At 61.7% G+C, this 19,541-nt stretch carries 16 protein-coding genes; 4 read left to right on the top strand and 12 right to left on the bottom strand.

Translation table 11 applies throughout. The annotated features are described in order from the left end of the window. Positions 1 to 31: 31 nt before the first annotated feature. From BN1118_RS03720 to arcB, 5 genes are all read right to left on the bottom strand, one after another. Entirely contained in the window at positions 32 to 1,243 is a 1,212-nt protein-coding gene (locus BN1118_RS03720; protein ID WP_043141807.1) for an EAL domain-containing response regulator, read from the bottom strand. Further along, positions 1,224 to 5,504 carry an ATP-binding protein gene (locus BN1118_RS03715; protein ID WP_043554631.1) on the bottom strand — a complete coding sequence of 1,427 codons (4,281 nt, stop codon included), beginning with the start codon at positions 5,502 to 5,504 and terminating at the stop codon, positions 1,224 to 1,226. Before BN1118_RS03715 ends, BN1118_RS03720 begins: the two co-directional genes overlap by 20 nt. A gap of 148 nt (positions 5,505 to 5,652) precedes the next feature. Further along, complete coding sequence (locus tag BN1118_RS03710) at positions 5,653 to 5,856, bottom strand: hypothetical protein (RefSeq protein ID WP_043554630.1); 204 nt, start codon at positions 5,854 to 5,856, stop codon at positions 5,653 to 5,655. Between the two features lie 368 nt (positions 5,857 to 6,224). Then, the gene (dgt, locus tag BN1118_RS03705; protein WP_043554629.1) at positions 6,225 to 7,580 is read right to left on the bottom strand and encodes a dGTPase; all 1,356 of its coding nucleotides are present in this window, start codon (positions 7,578 to 7,580) and stop codon (positions 6,225 to 6,227) included. Between the two features lie 28 nt (positions 7,581 to 7,608). Next, positions 7,609 to 9,921, bottom strand: a complete 2,313-nt coding sequence (gene arcB / locus BN1118_RS03700; RefSeq protein WP_043554868.1) for an aerobic respiration two-component sensor histidine kinase ArcB — start codon at positions 9,919 to 9,921, stop codon at positions 7,609 to 7,611. A 207-nt stretch (positions 9,922 to 10,128) separates the two neighbouring features. Between arcB and BN1118_RS03695 the strand changes: the two genes are divergently transcribed. After that, positions 10,129 to 11,127, top strand: a complete 999-nt coding sequence (locus tag BN1118_RS03695; RefSeq protein ID WP_043141798.1) for a DUF2860 family protein — start codon at positions 10,129 to 10,131, stop codon at positions 11,125 to 11,127. Positions 11,128 to 11,197: 70 nt separating this feature from the next. Here the strand turns inward: BN1118_RS03695 and BN1118_RS03690 are convergent, their stop codons facing one another. The 4 genes from BN1118_RS03690 to BN1118_RS03675 form a co-directional block, all read right to left on the bottom strand. Further along, positions 11,198 to 11,896 (bottom strand): DUF3334 family protein, encoded by a 699-nt coding sequence (locus BN1118_RS03690; protein ID WP_042865686.1) that lies wholly within the window; start codon positions 11,894 to 11,896, stop codon positions 11,198 to 11,200. Positions 11,897 to 11,994: 98 nt separating this feature from the next. Further along, positions 11,995 to 12,432 (bottom strand): HIT domain-containing protein, encoded by a 438-nt coding sequence (locus tag BN1118_RS03685; protein WP_043554628.1) that lies wholly within the window; start codon positions 12,430 to 12,432, stop codon positions 11,995 to 11,997. A gap of 71 nt (positions 12,433 to 12,503) precedes the next feature. Beyond that, positions 12,504 to 13,136, bottom strand: a complete 633-nt coding sequence (locus BN1118_RS03680; protein ID WP_043554627.1) for a DUF2057 domain-containing protein — start codon at positions 13,134 to 13,136, stop codon at positions 12,504 to 12,506. Positions 13,137 to 13,214: 78 nt separating this feature from the next. Next, positions 13,215 to 14,114, bottom strand: coding sequence for a LysR family transcriptional regulator (locus tag BN1118_RS03675; protein WP_043554626.1), 900 nt, complete (start codon positions 14,112 to 14,114; stop codon positions 13,215 to 13,217). 97 nt (positions 14,115 to 14,211) lie between these two features. Here BN1118_RS03675 and BN1118_RS03670 point away from each other — a divergent pair, with 97 nt between their 5' ends. Next, positions 14,212 to 14,814 (top strand): short chain dehydrogenase, encoded by a 603-nt coding sequence (locus BN1118_RS03670; RefSeq protein WP_043554625.1) that lies wholly within the window; start codon positions 14,212 to 14,214, stop codon positions 14,812 to 14,814. A 125-nt stretch (positions 14,815 to 14,939) separates the two neighbouring features. Here BN1118_RS03670 and BN1118_RS03665 read toward each other — a convergent pair whose 3' ends face one another. From BN1118_RS03665 to dapA, 3 genes are all read right to left on the bottom strand, one after another. After that, complete coding sequence (locus BN1118_RS03665) at positions 14,940 to 16,043, bottom strand: phosphoribosylaminoimidazolesuccinocarboxamide synthase (protein WP_043554624.1); 1,104 nt, start codon at positions 16,041 to 16,043, stop codon at positions 14,940 to 14,942. 142 nt (positions 16,044 to 16,185) lie between these two features. Beyond that, on the bottom strand, positions 16,186 to 17,310 hold the full coding sequence (gene bamC, locus BN1118_RS03660; RefSeq protein WP_103473022.1) for an outer membrane protein assembly factor BamC: 1,125 nt from the start codon (positions 17,308 to 17,310) through the stop codon (positions 16,186 to 16,188). Continuing rightward, a complete protein-coding gene (gene dapA, locus BN1118_RS03655; RefSeq protein ID WP_042865678.1) occupies positions 17,303 to 18,190 on the bottom strand; it encodes a 4-hydroxy-tetrahydrodipicolinate synthase in 888 nt (295 codons plus the stop codon). Before dapA ends, bamC begins: the two co-directional genes overlap by 8 nt. Before the next feature lie 286 nt (positions 18,191 to 18,476). On the opposite strand from dapA, the gene BN1118_RS03650 reads away from it, so the two are divergent. Together BN1118_RS03650 and bcp are read left to right on the top strand one after the other, a co-directional pair. Next, positions 18,477 to 19,010, top strand: a complete 534-nt coding sequence (locus BN1118_RS03650; protein ID WP_042865677.1) for a glycine cleavage system transcriptional repressor — start codon at positions 18,477 to 18,479, stop codon at positions 19,008 to 19,010. Positions 19,011 to 19,027: 17 nt separating this feature from the next. Beyond that, on the top strand, positions 19,028 to 19,492 hold the full coding sequence (gene bcp / locus BN1118_RS03645; RefSeq protein WP_043554623.1) for a thioredoxin-dependent thiol peroxidase: 465 nt from the start codon (positions 19,028 to 19,030) through the stop codon (positions 19,490 to 19,492). Positions 19,493 to 19,541 lie beyond the last annotated feature (49 nt).

Genomic DNA, 19,541 nt, shown 5'->3' with positions numbered 1-19,541 from the left:
CTTGTTCAACTGCGGGCATGCTGCCCGGCACTCAGTCCCCGATCAGACCCGGTAACCGTTCGCGCCAGGTGTCATGCCACCCCATCAATTCATCGCGCGGCATGGGCCGGGCGGAGAAGAAGCCCTGACACACGTCGCACCCCAATCTGGCCAGCAGTCGCCAGGTCAGTTCATCCTCAACCCCCTCGGCGACCGACTTGAGCCCCAGTTTGCGGGCCAGTTCGATACTTGACTCTATTATGGCCAAACGTGAGGGGTCCTCATAGCAGCGATCGACGAAGGACCTGTCCAGCTTGAGCTCGGTGAAGGGCAGCAGGGCCAGCTGCTGCATGGAGGAGTAGCCGGTCCCGAAGTCATCGATGGAGAGCCCGAAGCCGTGCATGCGCAGCCGGGTCAGCACCTCCAGCGACTTGCCCAGATCCTTCACGAACGAGCTCTCCGTCACCTCCAGGGTGATGAGCTCGGGGTTGATGCTCCAGCGCTGGCACTGGTTGATCAGGGTGTTGCAGAGATCCCCCTCGATGAGGGAGGTGGTGGAGAGGTTCATCGACAGGTTGAGGGAGAGCCCGGTCTGCTCCCACAGGTGGCCATCGCGCAGGGACTTGCTGATGATCACCTCGGTCAGCTGGTCGATGAGACCATTGTGCTCCGCCAGCGGAATGAAGCGAGCCGGCGAGATGAGGCCGTAGTCCGGGTGCTGCCAGCGGGCCAGCGCCTCCATGCCGACCCACTGGCCGGAGCCAAAGCTCACCTTGGGCTGATACCAGGGCAGCAGCTGATCCTGCTCCAGCGCCTGACTCAGCTCATCCAGGGTCAGGCTGTGGCCGTCCTCCTCCTGGGCCCGCTCCTGTTGTGGCCGCCAGGCGCCGATCAGCTGGCTGATCTGCTGCTGGCTGGAGGGCTTCTCGATGCGCCCCAGCACCTGCAGACCATAGGCGGCACTCATCCGCAGCACGGCTTCGACCACGTCATCTTCCAGCGCGCTGGAGAGGATGATGCCGCCACGAAAGCCGCCGAGGGAGAGGCGGCGCAGCAACGCCATGCCATCCATGCCGGGCATGCGCAGATCGCAAAACAGGATGTCGACCTGATGACGCTGACACATGGCCAGCGCCTCCAGCCCGTCCTGAGCCTCCAGCAGGGAGGGATAACCGAGCCCACGGATCTGGTGCATCAGTGCCTTGCGCTGGAACGCGTGGTCTTCCACCACCATGATCACCAACTCATGCTGTGTCTTGTTCATCGAGCCATAGTCCAATTTCGCGTGTAATAGAGTTCATCAGCGCCTGTACTGTCTGGCTCAACTCGGTGAGTTCTTCCAGCTGCTTCAGACGGGCCGCCGCTTCGAGTCGAGCCGCTTCCTCTGCCAATGCCAACTGCCCAACCATGCGGGCAGCGCCCTTGATGCGGTGCGCCGTCTCCACCAGGGCATGGGTATCCTGGCGGGCCACCGCCTGCATCATGTCATCGCCATCCTGGCGGTTGGAATCCAGGTACTCCCGCGCCATGCTGCGGGCCACCTCCTCATCCCCGAACAGCGAGATCCAGCACTCTCCCTGCTCTCTGGCCGGTTCGGGCGGTTGTGGCGCCGCCTCGTCCACCGGCACGACCACCGGCAGCCAGCGGGCCAGCATCTGGCGCAGGGTATCCAGGGTGTAGGGCTTGAACAGCATGTCGTTCATGCCGGCCTGCTGCATCTGCAGGCCGGCCCCTTCCGATGTATCGGCCGTGACTCCTATGATGGGAGCCTGCTCCCCCTGCGCCCGCAGGGTCCGGGTCAAGCTGTAGCCATCCATCACCGGCATGTGACAGTCGGTCAGCAGCAGGGAAAAGTCCTGCCCCTGCCAGGTGCGCAGCGCCTTCTCGCCATCGTCCACCACCTCGGCATCCACCCCGAGAATGGCGAGCTGGCGCGCCAGCAGGGCGCGATTGATGGGATGATCGTCGGCCACCAGCACGCGTCCCTGCAACTGAGCGGCATGGGCCTGCACCGGATGGATCGCTTTTTCCCCCAACAACTGGTGGCAGGTCTCCAGCAACAGATCGGGGTAAAGCGGGGATTGACCCAGCCGCCACCAGGCATCCGATCCCATGCGGCCACGCAGCGCTTCCAGCGGGGAGAGCACTATGCCCTTGAGGGCGGATTGCTGCAAACGCGTCGACCACTCGCTGCCCAGCGCCTGTTCGAGCCAGCCCTCTTCCGCTAATAACAAACCACTCACCGGCTGCTGCCACTGCTGCGGGTCCAGACGATTCAAGCTGGCCCCCAGCCGTTGCATGGCAGACTGCAGGGCCGCATCCTCGCCAAACAGCCACCATTGCTGACCTGCCAGCGGCGGCGCATCCCATTGGCACTCCGTCAGCGGGAAACCGAACGTCAGCCGGGTTCCCTGACCCGGTTTGCTCTCAAGAGCCAGGCTGCCCCCCATTTTCTGGGCCAGCTGATGACAGATGGCCAGCCCGAGCCCGGTGCCACCGAAGCGTCGGGTTATGTCGGACTCCACCTGCTCGAACGGGGTAAACAGGCGATCCTGCTTCTCTTCGGCGATGCCGATGCCGGTATCGCTGACGGCGATGAACAGTTGCTCGGCGCGATAGCTGACCTGGATGCGGATCTCGCCCCGCTCGGTGAACTTGACCGCATTGTTGAGCAGATTGGAGAGCACCTGCCCCACCCGCACGACGTCGATGCGGGCCTGATCCGGCACCTCTGGCGCCCACTCCAGCGTCACCTTCAACCCCTTGCCATGGGCCAGGGTGGCATGACCGCGGATCACGTCGCAGATCACGGAGGCGAGGCGACCATCCTGATAATGCAGCTGCAGCTGGCCCGCCTCTATCTTGGAGAAGTCGAGCACGTCGTTGACCAGATAGAGCAGGTTGTTGGTGGAGGTGATGACGTTGCGCAGCATGTAGCGCTGATCTTCGTTCAGCTCGCTCATCTGCAGCAATTCCAGCATGCCGTGCATGCCGGAGATGGGGGTCCTGAGCTCATGGCTCATGGTGGCGAGGAAGCGGCTGCGCACCTGCATCGCCTGCTCCGCATAGGCGCGTGCCTCTCGCAGCTCGTTCTCCTGGCGCTTGAGTGCCGTGATGTCCTGGATCACCCCGTTGAGGATCAGATGCCCCTCTTCCTGTGGCACGAAACTGCCGCGTACCTGCAAATAGCGATCCCCTTCGGGGCGCGCCACCCTGACCTCCAGATCGAGCGGCGCCAGGGTCTCAGCATGATTGGCCACCTTGCTGACAAAGTCCTGCAGCGCCTCTTCGGTAAAGCCGAACACCTCACCCCCCGACTCGGCCGACAGCATCTCCTGCTGACTGGCGCCCAGGATCTCGCTCGCCCCCTGAGAAGCATAAAGGAAGCGGCCCTTGCCTGGCCCCTGCCACAGGTATTGATAGACTATGCCCGGCATGCTGTCGGTGATCTGGGTGAGCCGGGTCTCCGCCTGGCGGGCCCGCGCCTCGGCCTCCTTGATGCGGGTCACGTCGGTGAGCACGGTCAGTACGCCCAGCATGTCGCCGTTCGGGGAGCGATAGGGGCGCTTGGCATAGATGACGTGGAACATGGCACCATCCTGGCGACGGCTGTAACCCGCCCCTTCCAGCTGCTCACCGCGCTGCCACACCTCCAGCTCCTCCCTGAGCACCCGCTCCCGCTCCTGGGGCGGCATGCCGTCGAGATCGTCGCAATCATCGCCGACCTTGGCCCCGATGAAGGCATCCCGGTAGGCCTGATTGCAGAGGGTGATACGCTGCTCGCGATCCCGCAGCGCCACCATGTTGGGCAGGGAGTTGAGCAGGGTCTGCACGAAGGTCAGCTGCTCGTTCAGCTTGTGCTCAGCCAGCTCACGCTGGACGATCTGGCGGCGCAGCGTGCGGTTCCAGCCGATGAACAGCAAGACGCTCAGCAGGAAGGCGCCGATCCCGAAGGAGGACCAGAGCAGCACGGTCGCCGGATTGATGCCGGTCTGTATGCTCAAGGAGAGCCATTTGTGCTCCAGCTTGGCCAGTTCCTCCGGCCGGATGGAGATCAGCACCTTGGTCAGTATCTGCTGCAGCATGGGATCTTGCTGGTGCACCGCCATGGCGACAGGCACCCGCAGCTCGTTGCCGGAGAAGACCACCTGATAGCGATTGTTGAACCCCTTCTGCAGCGCCTGTTCCAGGGTCGTCATGCTCATCAGCACATAGTCGACCTCATGCTGATCGAGCAGGGGTAGCAGCCTGGTGTCGCTGCTGACCGTCACCGGATAGGCCCCCACCTCCTCAAGTATCAGCTCCTCGACCGAACCACCGACTATGCCTACCTTGTGGCCCTTGAGTGCGTTGAGGTTTTCCAGCTCCTTGCCCCCCTGCCTGGCGGCGATCACCCTGTGAATGAAGGCGTAATCCGGGGTAAACAGGCTGTACTGGCGCCGCTCGGCTGTGGGGGTAATGGCCGGGATGAGATCCAGCTTGCGCGCCTTGAACAGCGCCTGAGTCTCGGCCCAGCTGCTGGTCGGCACCAGGGTGAATTTGAGGCCGGAGCGCATGCTGAGCAGCTTGAGCAGATCGGCGAGGAACCCCTTGAGCTGGCCATTGCCGTCGATCTCGCTCACCGCCGGCCAGTCGGGGGCGACGCCGAATTTCAGGGTCGGGTGCTGCGCCAGCCACTCCAGCTCGCTCTGGTTGAACACTATCTGACGGGGGCCGTTGGCCAGTTCGTAGTCGACTATGCCGCCAGTCTCCAGAATGCGGCGTCGCTCATCGAGAGGGATATCGTTGAGGGCCAGCTCCAGCAGGCCCAGCAGACCCTGATTGTTCGGGCCTACCGCCATGGCCAGCGAGGTATCGGTCACCCACTCAGGGGTGATCACCTTGAGCCCGGCCTGCTGTTGCAGGCGCTGCAAGCGCACCAGGGCTGGCAGATCCGCCAGATAGGCATCCGCCAGACCTTTCTTCACCATGAAGACAGCCTCGTCGCTGCTGTCGGCCTCCACCAGGTGCGCCATGCCAAGCTGCTCCAGTTCCTCACAGGAGCTGAAACCGTGTTCACACACCCAGCGCAGTTGACGGGCCGCCGGCAGTGTCAGCTGGTCATCCCCCTTCGCCAGCAGAATGCCACGGGGCAGCCCCATGAGGTCCGAGGTAAAACGCATCTGTTGCTGCCGGGAGTGGCTGGGGGTCACGCCGATCAGCATGTCGACCTCGCCATCGAGCAGGGCCTGCTGGGCTCCGGCATAGTAGGGATAGGTCTTGTAGCGCAGGGTCAGTCCCAGCCGGCTCGCGACCAGGGAGGCAAAATCGTCGAGCGGGCCGCTGAAACCACCCCGGCTATTCGCATAGACATAGGGGGGCCAGGCCACCGAGGGCATGCCGACCACCAGGTCGCTGCGCGAGGCGAGCCACAGCCGCTCGGACAGCCCCAGTCGATCCTTGTCCAGACCGGTTTCTGCCGCGGCGACAAGGCTCCAGCAGGCAAGCCAGCACAACAGGAAGGCGCGATAACAAAGACGCAACATGGACAACTCCTGAACAGATCGGAGAGCGATGATAGAGATTTTGGCAAAATGTGCGAATGAAAATTCGTAACCAAACTCAACCGGATACGAAAAATGGCAGGCCTGAGCCTGCCATTTTCCTGCAAGAAGGGGGCCAGGCCCCACATCATCAGGTTATTCGATTCCCAAGCCGGAAGCCGGTTTGATATTCCCGCTCACGGATGTGGGCGATCTGCACATTTTGCCCTTCCAGACCTATGTCTTTCAGCAAGGCGGGCGAGAGGTGCAGGTAACTGGTGCGGCGTTCCAGCCGGGTGATCCGCTTCTGAACCAGGGATTCGACGGTGCGCAGCAGGGTCAGTTCGATAGACATGATATTCTCCAGTTGAACGTGCGGTTCTCCCGGAGAGGGGGCATCACCCTGCGGGACAACCGCGGGTGATGAAAAAGCAGGTGTTACCTGTTTCCTCCACGCGGCAGAAAAAGAGCACGAGTCTTCGCGCTGCTGATGCAGCGGTCGAACGCAACGTTTAGCATTGAATGTTGCATATCCGTCTCCTTACCGAGTGAAAGTTGAACAAGTTGCCACAGTCTAAAAAAAGACCGAATTTTATACAAGAACCTCACCCCCCATATGGGGAGTGAGCCATCTATCAATATCCAGACGAGACACAAGTCTCTCGCCCGTCAGCCGCACACATCCGCTCCCGGACGGAGCGCACAGGATTTGCCTGGCGCGAGTCAGATCCCGGACAAGAGGCGGAACTCTTCCAGCGCATAGGTATCCGTCATGCCGCTCACATAGTCGAGCAGCAGCCGCACCCGGTAGTACCACTCCTGTTCGGTACCCTTGTCGAAACGGGGATCCCGGTTGGCCACCGCCAGCCGGTAGGCTTTGAGGTGGCGGGCCGACAGGCGGTGAAACAGGCGGCGGGCGAAGAACAGCTCGCTGCCCCCCTGCCCCGCCAGCAGTCGCTCGAACTGGCTGGCAGGCAGCGCCAGCAGGCAGGCATAGGTGGAGAGCACGCCACGCAGGGCGGCATAGCCTTCCAGCTCCAGCGCCTCCACCTCGGGCCGCATGAACACCTGCTCGCGAGCCACCTGTTTGAGGGTGTCGAGCACCTGCGCCGCCGGCGCCTGACCGTGCAGCAACGCCTGGGGATAGGCGCCACTCAGTATGATGTCGTGCTCGCTCACATAGGTGTGGGCGGCCAGCGCGATCAGATCCCGGGTCAGCTGCTGGCGAAAATGGGGGAAGAAGCCTCTGTCAGAGGCGGTGGCATCCGCCAGCAAGCCCGCCATGTAGGCGCCCTCATCAGCCAGACGCAGCGCCTGTTGCAGCTCGCTCAGGCTGAGAATGCGCCTGTCCACCGCATCTTCGAGATCGGCGATGCAGTAGGAGATGTCGTCGGCCGCCTCCATGATGTAGACCAGCGGGTGGCGGCAACCGGGCGCCAGTCCCAGGCTCTGGCTCAGGGAACGGTAGAGGGGTTGTTCACTGAAGAAGATGCCACGCTTGCTGGCCCAGCCATGATGCTGACTGTAGTGCAAGGGCTGCTGCGGATACTTGCACAGGGCGGCCAGCTGCCCCAGGGTCAGATTCAGCTCGTGCAGGCTGTGCACCAGCCGCAGGCTCTGGGCGTTGCCGTCGAACACCAGCAAGTCCTGGCGCAGCTCGGCCCACTGCGAGCTGGGGAGCTGGTCATGGGCGCTGGCAAAGAGATTATCCAGCTCTTGTGCCAGCCACTGGCTCATCACCTGCTCGCCAAAGTGGCCGAACGGCGGGTTGCCGACATCGTGCAAGAGACAGGACATCTCCACCAGATTGATGAAAGCCCCCTCGCACACCGAGCCCGCCGGCAGCGCTGCCAGAACGCGGCGGCTGATCTGGCGGCCGGTCTCCTGCACCTCCAGCGAATGGGTGAGACGGCTGCGTACCGAGGCCTTCACATCCAGCGGAAAGACCTGGGTCTTCTGCTGCAGTCGGCGCACCGGCGCGGCCTGCACTATGCGAGCGCGATCCAGCTCGGTCGCCTCCAGCAGATCTTCGTCGCCCCAGCGATGGATGCGCCCAGGGGTAATCAAACGGCTATACATGTTGCGGCTCCTTGCCTGCGACTCGCGTCTATGAGAGCAGCCAGCGTTTCAACCTGGCGATATCACCCGGACACTCGCGGCGCAGCGACTCTATCCAGTCCTCCACGTTCTCCCACCAGGCGGGGTGATCCGGGCTCTGGATCAGCTGGGCCAGCTGCTGCAGCCGGCGCAGACCGATGGAGCCGGCCGCCCCCTTGATCTTGTGTGCCTCCTCCACCACGCCAGCCTGATCGCGGGCGATCATGTTGGAGTCGAGCACAGCCATGTAGTCCGGCATCATCTTCTCGAACAGATCGACGCTGGAGAGCAGCACCGGCTTGCCCACCGTATCGGCGTAGTCGGTGAGGAAGGGCAAGTCCAGCAGCTCATCCTGGCTGCCCGCATCGGCCTGCTCATCCGCCTCATCGTCGGCGAGATCTGCAAACAGGTGACCAATCACCTCCCGCACAGCCCTGGAGCCGAGCGGCTTGTTGATCACATCCTGCATGCCGTGATCCCGATAGTACTGGCGATCGCCGGTGGCGTTGGCGGTGAGCGCCACCATGGGCGGCAAACTGTCGCCGTAGCGCTCAAGCAGCTGGGCCGCCACGTCGAAGCCGGTCATGTCCGGCAGCTGGATATCCAGCAGGATCAAGTCAAAGTCATCGGGATTGGCCATGGCCAGCGCCTGGGCACCGTCCCGTGCCACCTGCACCTGATGACCGAGCTTGTTGAGCAGGGCGCAGGCCACCGTCACGTTCAGCTCAACGTCCTCCACCAGCAGGATATCCAGGGAGGGCATCTCGGGCTCGGCATCGGCGGCCTGAGGCTCGACGCAGTCCACCTCCAGCTCGGCGGTGAAGCAGGAGCCCTCACCCGGGTCGCTGTCCACGTAGAGCTGGCCGCCCATGGCCTGTACCAGCTGACGGGAGACCGCCAGCCCTATGCCGGTGCCGGTGGCGTGCTTCTTGCCCTGCACCTGATAGTACATGGCGAAGATCTTCTCCTGCTGGGCGCGAGGAATGCCGACGCCGGTATCCTCCACCTCGAAGTGCAGGGCCAGCTTGCCCGGCTCATCGGCCGCGTGGGAGAGGCAACGTACCGTCACCCCGCCCTCATCGGTAAACTTGACCGCATTGCCCACCAGGTTCCACAACACCTGGCGCAGCCGGGTGCCATCGGCCATCACGAATTGCGGCATGTCGCCGTCCCGGTCGAAATGCAGATAGAGCCCCTTCTGCTCCGCCTGGATGCGCGACAGCGTCTCCAGCTCGTCGAGGAAGGCGGGCAGGTCGATGGGGGTCGGCGCTATTTCCAGCCGGCGCCGGTCGAGTTTGTCCAGATCTATGATGTCGTTGAAGATGTTGCCGAGCGTCACAGCACTCAGGTGGATGGTCTTGAGCTGCTGATGCTGCTTGGGATCGAGCGGTGTATCCATCAGCATCCGGCTCAGCCCCACTATGCCGTTGAGCGGGGTGCGCAGCTCATGGCTGATGGTGGAGATGAAGGTGGTCTTGTCGCGGCTCGCCTTCTCCAGCTTGTCCTGATACTGCTTGCGCTCCGTGATGTCGCGGCCGAAACCGAGCAGGCCGAGCCGCTTGCCGAAGCGATCGAAGAAGGGCACCTTGCGCAGCTCGAAGTAGGCCTTGCGACCGTCGGGGTACTCCAGCCACTGCTCATAGGTGAGCGGCTCGTTGCTGGCGAAGACCTGCTTGTCGGTCTCCACCACCTTGTTCGCTATCTCCTGCTTGTAGACGTCGAACGGGGTCAGCCCGATGAGTTCGGCCTCCACCTTGCCGGTGAGCTCCTCCATGGCGCGGTTGCAGCCGGAGAACTGCTCGTCTTCGTTGCGGTAGTAAACCAGATCAGGGGAGCAGTCGATGAAGGAGCGCAGCAAGGCGGTGCGCTCACCCAGATGCAGCTGGGCCTTCTCGCGCTGGAACACCTCGTTCTCCAGATCCTCGATCGCCTGCTGGCGCAGGGTCTCGGCCCGGTTTGTCTCGGCGATCTGGGCGTTGAGGCGGCTGATGTTCTCCTGCAACTGGCTGTTGAGCTCCAGATCCCGCTCGCGCATGTCTTGCAGCTTGCGCACCATGCGGGTCAGCCGCTGGCGGGAATCCTCCAGCTGATCCACTACGATGGAGAGAAAATAGACGGCCCAGGGGGTGACCAGCAGGCCGAAGAAGACAGAGCGCACCAGATCGACAACGTCCACTGTGCCGCGCAGAAACAGGGTGACCCCCATCTGGATGGAGACGGCCAGCACTATGATGGCGGTGGCCAGGAACATGCTGAAGCGCACCAGCCCCAGCTTGGTCATCAGGTCGACGTAATATTGCGCCCAGGATTTGATTTGTTTCATCTTGTTGTTTTCTCCCCCATATTCGCCGAACAGAATACCAGCACGGCGCGCCGAACTCTTGTGCCGTCGCACGATAAATTATCGATTAACCTCCTCCTTGCACTGGGGTAGCATGCCGGAGTCAATTCGGTCAGCCCGAGTTAAGACTGGCTGGCTATAATGTCCGGCTGTTCAATTCAACCATCTGATATTTCAGGAGTCTCATCGATGCGCAATCTCACCCTGCTGAGTCTTGGTCTGCTGGCAGCCAATGCCGCCCACGCCGATCTGGGCGAGATCCCCAAGCAGTCCGGCTGGTCCGGTTTTCTGCTGGGCGGGGTCAACGCCGTCAGCTACAAGTCCAACTTCTATGCCGGCGATGACAACCACAGTCGCATCGATGACCTCGGCGCCCCCGACAGCGAGAGCGGCCTGACGCCGCTGCTCAACGCCGACATCCGCTACACCTTCGCCGATACCCGTACCCAGATCTTCCTCGGCAACCTGATCCAGGATGCGGTACGCTTCGACTTCACCCAGCAGCTCGGCCTGCGTCAGGAGATGGGTGACAAGGGCATAGTCGCCACCTCGCTGGTGTTCAACGTCATGCCGGTCGAACTGTGGAGCGATCCCTTCGCCACCGGGGTGGATCGCAGCTCGACCGATGTGAAGTCAAAAGGAGTCCGTTTTGCCTGGGACAAGATCTGGGGCAGCAACTTCTACGGCACCCTGACCACCCGGGAAGTGGACATGGATGAGGAGCGCAGCGGCCAGCAGTATGACCAGAGCCACGGCACCCACTACGCCGATATGCTGGATCGCAACGGCAAGATGCACGACATGGAGCTCTCCTACCAGTGGCACTTTGGCGGCAACCAGTTGCTGGAGCCCGCCATCGTATACAAGGAAGCCCGCCTCGACGGCAGCGCCGAGAGCTTCAAGAACACGGGTCTGAAGCTGACCTACGCCCAACGCGGTCCCCAGTGGTCCATCGTCAGCAACCTCTATGCCGGCAAGCGCAAGTATGACGAGGCAAACCCCCTCTTCGGCCAAAGTGCCGATGCGGACGAGTTTGCCATCAACGGCACCTTCTTCTGGCACAAGCTGTTCGGCGTCGATGCCCTCGCCGCCACCTTCACTGCGGCCTACTCCAGGGCCAACTCCGACATCGGCTTCTACGACAGCCAGTCCAGCCGCGTCAGTACCGGCCTGCTCTACAACTTCTAAGCACGCCCCCGGCAACAAACAACAAGGCCACCCCATGGGTGGCCTTGGCATCTTCAGCGTTGGGCTGACGTCAGATACCGAGCGAGTCGAGCAAATCGTCATGCTCGTTGGCGACCGGCGCGGCCACCGGGGCCGGCTTGGCGGCCGCCAGCTTGGTCTGGGCGATCAGGGCATCCGGATCCAGCTCCTCCTCATCCATGCCATCGTTGTGAATGCGGATGAACTCTGTCCTGTCCATCGCCAGCTCCAGATAGAAGATGTTGTTGCGAGCGGTGAAGAAGGTGACCCGGCGCGCTTCCGGGTTGTCGAGGTTGGTATCGACGCTCAGCATCACCTGCTTGTTCAGCGCCAGCATCTTTGGCTGGTTCTGGGTGATGTGAGTCTGCAGATCCCGGCCTACCTTGACGGTGAAGCTGCCGACTATCTGGTTCATCAGCTCGCCCATGACGTTGCTCACCTCGTCCGAGGTATGGGAGATGGCGAGATCTTCCTTGGAGAGGCCCATGCTGAGCATGTAGCTCTCATAGAGCTCCATGGCCGCAGAGGCGGAGAAGTTGATCACCACCAGGCCGGAGAAGCCGCCATCAAACAGCACGAAACAGCCGATATCCGGCTTGAGGCAGGTCTTGCTGATCCGCTGCACCATGCCGGAGAAACGCACCTGACTCTGGGTCGCCGCACTCAATACGTCCGTAACCGAATGACACAGACTCAGCAGCACATCCTCTGTGGTCAATACGGCATCGTTGTCGGCTCTTGTCACTATCATGGGACCTTCCTGAACATCGAAAATGGGCTTATCTATACCATAACTCTAACAGATAGCGCGGCTTGGGCTTCGAAATAGCGAGCCGCCTCTCACTTGACTCAATTATCAGCGGCAAGCGGAATGAAACCGGCCAGATGACTGAGCTTGAGGCGCCAGCCGGCGGCCTCCTGCTGCAAGCTGGCCTCGTCATGAGGCAAGGAGGGATGCGCTCCCCAGATGGGACCTGGCCATGCCCGATCCGTGGTAAAACGGGCGACATGATGCAAATGCAGTTGCGGCACCAGATTGCCGAGCGCCGCCACGTTGATCTTGTCCGGCCGCAGCGCCTGCTCCATCAGGGTGGCCAGGGCGCAGGACTCCTGCATCAGCTGTTGCTGCTGCTCGGGTGCCAGATGGTGAATCTCCCACAAGTTGGCGACCCGTGGCACCAGGATGAGCCAGGGATACTGGCTGTCTTTGGCAAGCAGGACACGACAAAGCGGCAGATCCCCGAGCAACTGGGTATCCGCCTGCAGGCGAGTGTGCAATTCAAACATGAAGACCTCGTTGGATAAGGTGGGCGCAATGCACGAAGAGAGCCCCCACGTTACTGCAACGGGCCGCAAACTTAAAGTCGCGGCACGGCCCAGCCGATGAAGCGCTTGCGAAGATCGGGATCCGCTTTGAGGAACAGCTGCTGCAACTGCCCTTCCAGCTCGCGGGTAGCCAAGGCGGGAGCCGTGGCGCCTGCGGTTGCAGTGGTGGCCACGGCGGCTGTCGTCAGCGCCGCCTTGCCGGCGCCGCGATTGTACTCATCGAGCCGGGCACGCCAGTCCATGCCGAGCAGCATGCCGCTGGTCACCAGCGCATCCTGCTGGATGGAGAGCGTCCGGCCATCTGCCTGCAACGCCACCACGGGGGCCCTGGCATAAAGCTGCATTCCCTTTTCAGTGGCCGGTACGCTGGCCACCAGTTGCAGGCGCTGTTGACTGGCCTGATAGCGCAGCACCTGCGGCTCGGATCGCACCTGCCGATCATTTTCGCTGCTATTGCGGCTCGGGATCACCCCCTCATAGCGCACCAGCAGTTGCTGCTCTCCGTCCGCCAGGGTGGCGTGCTGCTCATCCTGCAACTTGCCACTGCTCACCGCCAGGATCTGGAAATCCGTTGGCACCGCCACCTCGACCTCGGCCTGCGCCGTACTCATGCCCGTCGCCGCGCACAGCAGCGTCAATCCAACCCAACCCTGATAACCCTTCATGCTCGCTCATCTTCCTGATCGCTGTGATGGGCGCAGGGTAACAGCCGAAGATGACAGAAAAATAACGGCGCAGAGCCCTCACAACAGGTAGTGGGGCCGCTCGGCAAACCACTGGGCCAGCACCTGCTTGAACAGCCGGATCTTGCGCGGAACCCGCCGCTGCTGGGCATGCAGCACGTGCAGCGGGTGCAGACCTGTCTGCCACTGATCCAGCACGGCCACCAGCTCGCCGCTCGCCAGCCAGGGCTCCACCAGCATCAGCGGACACTTGGCGTACCCCATGCCCGCGCGGGCCAGTTGCAGTACGGTACTGTAGTGATTGGCCCGCACCTTGCCCTGCACCAGAATGTGAGCCTCCTCCTCTCCCTTGCGAAAGTGCCACTGCTCCCAGGCCGGGTTGTGGCCCTGCAACAGGCAGGGGCGGCCGCTCAGTTCATAGGGCATGGCGGGGAGGCCTTCCCGCGCCAGCAGGGCGGGACTGACCACCACCACGTCCTTGAGCTGACCGAGCGGCAGCGCCACCAGGTTGTCGGGTATGCTGCTCATGGCGCGCAGCGCTATGTCGTGCTCTCCCTGACTCATGTCGACCATGGCGTTGGTAAAGTTGAGCTCGACCTGCACTCCCGGGCAGAGCTCGGCAAAGCGGCCGAGCAGCTCGCTCACCATGCGATCCCCCGTGCTGACCGGGCAGGTGAAGCGCAGCCGGCCACTGTCCTCCTCGGTCAGCGCCTGTATGTCCTGCTCCGCCTGGCGGGCCAGTGCGAAGATCTGCCCCGCCTGCAAGTAGAGGGTCTTGCCCGCCTCGGTCAGGCTGAGGCGGCGGGTGGTGCGCTGCAACAGCTGGGCATTGAGGGCGGCTTCCAGGGCGCTGACATGGCGGCTCAGCATCCCCTTGCTCACACCCAGGGCATCGGCGGCGGCGGAAAAACTGCCCCGCTGCACCACCTCGTAAAAACTGGTCAGATGGGAGACATCCATCATTAGCTCCAATATGGAAACAATGCGTTTATTTTACGCGCTTTTTCTCTCTTTTTATCGCGCTAGAATCAACACATCCCAACCAGGAGTGAAACAGATGAAGATTGTGATTGTGGGTGCCTCCGGCACCGTCGGCTCGGCCGTCAGCGAGTTGCTTGCCAAAGACCACCAGGTGATCCGGGTCGGTCACAGTCGTGGTGATGCCACTGTCGACATGCGTGACCCCGCCTCCATCAAGGCACTGTTTGCCAAGCTGGGGACGTTCGATGCACTGGTGGTGGCCAGCGGCAGCGTGGCCTTCAACGGCCTGACCGAGATGACGGACGAGCAGTGGCAAGTGGGGATAGAGAGCAAGCTGATGGGCCAGATCAATCTGACCCGTGCCGCCATCCCCCACCTGAATGACAAGGGCTCCATCACCCTGATCAGCGGCATTCTGAGCGAGGAGCCCATCAACTGGGGGGCCAGTGCGACCACCATCAACGGCGCCATAGAGCACTTCGTCAAGGCGGCAGCCTGCGAACTGCCCAAGGGGCTGCGCATCAACGTGGTGAGCCCGACCGTGCTGACCGAGTCGATGGACAAATACGCCGCCTTCTTCCCGGGCTTCGTGCCGGTGCCGGCCGCCCGGGTGGCCCAGGCCTACCAGAAATCCGTGCTCGGCGTGCAGACCGGCCAGGTGTTCAGGGTCAATGGCTGACGCCTTGCCAAACAGTTGAAAAACCAATAAAAACGGGCCCCGCACTGGGGCCCGTCTGTTTGTCGGCTGTTCCTTTCGCCACCAGCAAACGTTTGTTTCCCGGCGACAAAAAAAAGCGGCGAGCCTTAGTCGATCAGACCGTACTGCTCGCGCAGCACCTCGATGATCTCCTGCTTGGGATTGGCACTGCGCACCAGCGGCTGACCGATGATCTTCTCGGCGATCCCCACATAGGTGTTGGAGATATCCATCATCACCTCGGTCGGCAACTTGTTGTCACGGGCCAGGGCGAAGCGTTCCGGCATGCGGTGCTTGTTGAGCAGGATATCCGGATCCGGGAAGTGGTTCAGCAGCCACTGACGGAAACCCTCTTTCGACTTCTCGACGATCTGGCCGTCGCGCAGGGCGGCGCCATCCCAGATGCGGGAGCTGTCGGGGGTACCCACTTCATCCATATAGATGAGCTTCTCGTTGCCAGCCGCGTCCTGGACATAGCCAAACTCGAACTTGGTATCGACGAAGATCTGATCCAGCTCGGCCAGGGCATCACTGATGACGTTGAAGCCTTCCTTGAGCAGCACTTCGTAGCGGTCGATATCGGCCAGCTTGCTGAAGTTGAAGCCCTGGTAGTGGCGCTCTATATCGGCGCGGGAGACGTTGACGTCATCGGCCTCAGGCACGCCATCCAGCCCTGTCAGCACACCCTTGGTGGAGGGAGTGATGAGGATTTCCGGCAGCTTCTGATCCTTCTTCAGGCCTTCCGGCAAGGTGATGCCGCAGAACTCGCGTTCGCCATCCTTGTAGGCACGCCACATGGAGCCTGTGATGTACTGGCGGGCGATCGCCTCGATCATCACGGGGCGGGCTTTTTGCACGATCCAGACGAAGGGGTGCGGGATATCCAGGATGTGGCTGTCGGCCAGTCCCTTCTCCTTGAACAGCTTGAACCAGTGGCTGGAGATGGCGTTGAGTGCCGCCCCCTTGCCAGGTACACCGTTCAGCCCGTCCACACCTTGCCAGATGCAGTCGAAGGCAGAGATGCGGTCGCTGATCACCATGAGGGCAAGCGGCGCATCGGCTGGCACATCATAGCCTTTCTCCTTGATGAGCCGGGCACTGTCTGCGGGGGTCAACCAGTAGACGCTGCGCACTTTGCCGGAATGGACAGGTTTATCGGTACGGATCGGCAAATCGTCATTCACCGCCAATACTTGATCTGCAAGACTCATGGCTAATAACACTTCCTGTTTGTGGGAGGAATAAAACGGGAGCACAGGGCCCCTGTTTCTGGGGGTTAACATATCAAGCGCATCAGACCCTGTATTTACAGGGGGATTAACCTAACAAAACAGGGGCACTAGGCCCCTGTTTCTATTCTGTTTTTGCTGCCTGGTCAGCCAGGCCCTTGGCGAATGCCTCGGACAGGCTGATGTACATCTGGGAGATGACACCGGACGACACTGGCTTCTTGTCCTTGTCGAACAGTGTGATGGAGGTCTTGCCCCCAGCCATCTCGCCAAGCTGGAAGCGATACTTGTCCTCTTCCAGTTTGAACGGCTCGCTGCCCTTGGCCTTCCAGAAGTCGCTGCCCGGCTCGTCGTATTCGACGTCGATCCAGCCCAGAGACTGCTGGGTATCCTTGATGGTGAAACCATAGCCAGGCAGCACCTGGTTGAGGCGACGCCACACCTGATCAAAGGAACCGTCGGCAATCCAGGCACTCAGCTCGTTGTTGTCCAGCCCCAGCTCCAGCCCCATGCCATCGTTGGCCTTGTGCTGTTCGCGGGACTTGAGCTGCTTGTCGTAATAGAGGGAGAACTGGTTCAGGGCGCGAGTGGCGTAGCGCTGGGCATCGGCCGGCGTCAGCACAGTGCTGGTCTCGCCGTCTATGGTCTCTTCGTGATCCAGCACCCGCACCGACATGTTGACCGCGTGACGCTGGACATCGTTGCGCAGGGTGAACTGGTAACGCTGACGGATGTTGAAGTCGTCATCCTCTTCGCTCCAGCCATCGAGGGCCTTGGTGTTGTCAAACCAGCCGGTCTGCAACACGCCGGCCTGCTGATCCAGCTTCTCCGTGGTCACCTTGTACTGGGCCAGGAAGTTCATCAGGAAGGCCCAGGTATCGCGCTCCACGCTCTGGGAGGTGCTCAGGGCATAGAAGGCCACTGTGGGCTCGCTGGCATTGGGCACCACCTGGCTGCCCGGTACCACGGTCAGCAGCTGGGCGGGCGGGCGCACGTCAATCTTGGCGCCGAGGGCACCTTCGCGGCTGCTCTCGGGCAGCGCCGGGATGTCGAAGCTGCTGTTAAAGGCGGGGGTACTCAACCCGGCCGGCACCAGGAACGCGCGGCCTTCAAGGCGGGCATCCTCGTACTCGAAACCACGGTTGGCCATCTTGCGCTCTTGGGGTGAGCTACAGGCTGCCAGCACGGCAACGGTCGCCACACTCAGCACCAGGCGCACTGCATTTCCCTTTCCATTTGCTTTAAACACTCGCCATCAACTCCGCAGTGGTCAGTGCTCGCGTCATCGCTTGTTCGCCCTCGGGGGTGAGGTCGGTGAGCGGCAGACGCAAGGTCGCCGTCGCCATCAATCCCAGTCGGGCACAAGCCCACTTCACCGGGATGGGACTCGGTTCGCAGAACAGAGTCTGATGCAACGGCATCAATCGATTGTTGATGTCATGGGCCAGACCGGCATCACCGGCCAGCGCTGCACGACACATGTCGGCCATCTGGGCCGCTGCAATATTGGTGGTGACCGAAATGACTCCGTCGCCACCTTGCAGCATAAAATCACATCCACTGGCATCATCGCCACTATAAAGCGCGAATTCCGCTCCGCACAGCTCACGCAGCAGCGGAGTACGGCTCAGATCCCCGGTGGCCTCTTTCAGACCTATGATGCCGGGCACCCTGGCCAGTCGGGCTACCGTCTCCGGTTTGAGATCGCAACAGGTGCGACCGGGCACATTATAAAGAATTTGGGGCAGACCACTAGCCTCGGCGATCGCACAATAGTGACGATAGAGGCCTTCTTGGGTGGGTTTGTTGTAATAAGGGGTAACCGAGAGACCCGCCACCACGCCCGTTTCGGCGAATCGTTTGGCCAGGGCGATGGCATGGGCGGTATTGTTGGAACCGCAACCGGCGATGACGGGAATGCGTCCGGCGGCCAGTTCCACGGTTTTTTCCACGACGGCTATGTGCTCCTGCTCGCTCAGGGTCACCGATTCCCCCGTGGTGCCAACCGCAACTATGGCGGTGGTGCCTGCGCTGACATGATAATCGACCAAGGCGGCCAGACTGGTCCAATCGACTTCGCCTGAAGCCAGCATGGGGGTAACGAGGGCAACGATACTACCGCGTAACATGGATATTTCTCCCGATTTTCAGGGGCGTTATGGTAAAGCTGCCCCCTTGGAAAAACAAGGGAGGCAGGGGGCAAGCCGTGATACCATTCTGCACAAAAAGCGGTGCGCGAGCGCGACGGCCTGCGCCAATCCCGGGTCTTCTCGACTCGAGACAAGGCTCGCGGCCACGGCATTCTTACAAGGTTGCCATGTACCAGCGCAGGGAATGGCCCAAGGCCGGCCACCCGGTCAGGGCGACGCCCACTGCGCTCACATTCGCAACAAGCTAATGGACGAGAGAAGATTTATGACTCACTACCTGGTCGTAACGGCCATAGGCACGGACAGGCCTGGCATAGTCAATGAGGTCACCCGCCACGTCAGTGGCTGTGGTTGCAACATTGTCGACAGCCGTCTTGGTATCTTCGGTAATGAATTCACCTTCATCATGCTGCTGTCCGGGGACTGGAACAGCCTGATGCAACTCGAGATAAGCCTGCCCCTGCGCAGTCAGGAGTGGGATCTCATCACCATGATGAAACGCACCGAGCGCCACCACTCGCTGCAGTACGACATCAGCGCCAATGCCGAGATCCTGATCCGTGACCAGCCCGGCATCGTAAGCCAGTGTACCCAGTTCTTCAGCGACCACGGCTGGGACATCCAGGCCATGCAGACCATTACCCTTGAGCAGCAACCCTTCAACCTGCTCAAGGCGAGCTTTCAGCTCAATCTGGCCAAGCAGGGAGAGACTGCCGGCTCGGAAACGGCCTTCGCCGGATTCTGTCGCGAACTGGGCGCAGAATCGTTCGAATTCATCGTCAACAACAAACACGCCTGACGGCGTTCGGAGACCCCATGCAACCACTACAGGCTGGTACCCAGGCCCCCGACTTTTCCCTGCCCGATCAGGACGGCAACCCGGTTCGTCTTGCCGATCTGCGCGGCAAGAAGGTGCTCATCTATTTCTACCCCAAGGCGATGACCCCGGGCTGCACCACGCAGGCCTGTGGTCTGCGTGACGTCAATAGCGAGTTGGCGGCCCTCAACGTGGTGGTGCTCGGCATCAGCCCGGATCCGGCCAAGCGCCTGAAGAAGTTCGAGGAGCGCGACAGCCTCAATTTCCGCCTGCTGGCCGATGAAGATCACGCGGTGGCCGATGCCTTTGGCGTCTGGGGCCCGAAGAAGTTCATGGGCAAGGAGTATGACGGCATTCACCGGCTGAGCTTCCTCATCGATGAAGAGGGCAAGGTCGCCCACCGCTTCGACAAGTTCAAGACCAGCGACCACCATCAGGTGGTGCTCGACCTCATCAAGGGTTGAACCCGCCCGGCCTGAAAAACACCCAATACAAAAAGGCTATGTCCCAATT

Origin of the sequence: Aeromonas bestiarum (assembly GCF_000819745.1) — a bacterium.
Taxonomy (GTDB): Bacteria; Pseudomonadota; Gammaproteobacteria; order Enterobacterales; family Aeromonadaceae; genus Aeromonas; species Aeromonas bestiarum.
Note: the sequence above shows the minus strand (reverse complement) of the source record. Positions and strands in the feature narration are given on the sequence as shown.

Coding starts and splice junctions, on each gene's coding strand:
- BN1118_RS03720 (WP_043141807.1), bottom strand. CDS start 1,243: ATGAACAAGACACAGCATGAGTTGGTGATCATGGTGGTGGAAGACCAC.
- BN1118_RS03715 (WP_043554631.1), bottom strand. CDS start 5,504: ATGTTGCGTCTTTGTTATCGCGCCTTCCTGTTGTGCTGGCTTGCCTGC.
- BN1118_RS03710 (WP_043554630.1), bottom strand. CDS start 5,856: ATGTCTATCGAACTGACCCTGCTGCGCACCGTCGAATCCCTGGTTCAG.
- dgt (WP_043554629.1), bottom strand. CDS start 7,580: ATGTATAGCCGTTTGATTACCCCTGGGCGCATCCATCGCTGGGGCGAC.
- arcB (WP_043554868.1), bottom strand. CDS start 9,921: ATGAAACAAATCAAATCCTGGGCGCAATATTACGTCGACCTGATGACC.
- BN1118_RS03695 (WP_043141798.1), top strand. CDS start 10,129: ATGCGCAATCTCACCCTGCTGAGTCTTGGTCTGCTGGCAGCCAATGCC.
- BN1118_RS03690 (WP_042865686.1), bottom strand. CDS start 11,896: ATGATAGTGACAAGAGCCGACAACGATGCCGTATTGACCACAGAGGAT.
- BN1118_RS03685 (WP_043554628.1), bottom strand. CDS start 12,432: ATGTTTGAATTGCACACTCGCCTGCAGGCGGATACCCAGTTGCTCGGG.
- BN1118_RS03680 (WP_043554627.1), bottom strand. CDS start 13,136: ATGAAGGGTTATCAGGGTTGGGTTGGATTGACGCTGCTGTGCGCGGCG.
- BN1118_RS03675 (WP_043554626.1), bottom strand. CDS start 14,114: ATGGATGTCTCCCATCTGACCAGTTTTTACGAGGTGGTGCAGCGGGGC.
- BN1118_RS03670 (WP_043554625.1), top strand. CDS start 14,212: ATGAAGATTGTGATTGTGGGTGCCTCCGGCACCGTCGGCTCGGCCGTC.
- BN1118_RS03665 (WP_043554624.1), bottom strand. CDS start 16,043: ATGAGTCTTGCAGATCAAGTATTGGCGGTGAATGACGATTTGCCGATC.
- dapA (WP_042865678.1), bottom strand. CDS start 18,190: ATGTTACGCGGTAGTATCGTTGCCCTCGTTACCCCCATGCTGGCTTCA.
- BN1118_RS03650 (WP_042865677.1), top strand. CDS start 18,477: ATGACTCACTACCTGGTCGTAACGGCCATAGGCACGGACAGGCCTGGC.
- bcp (WP_043554623.1), top strand. CDS start 19,028: ATGCAACCACTACAGGCTGGTACCCAGGCCCCCGACTTTTCCCTGCCC.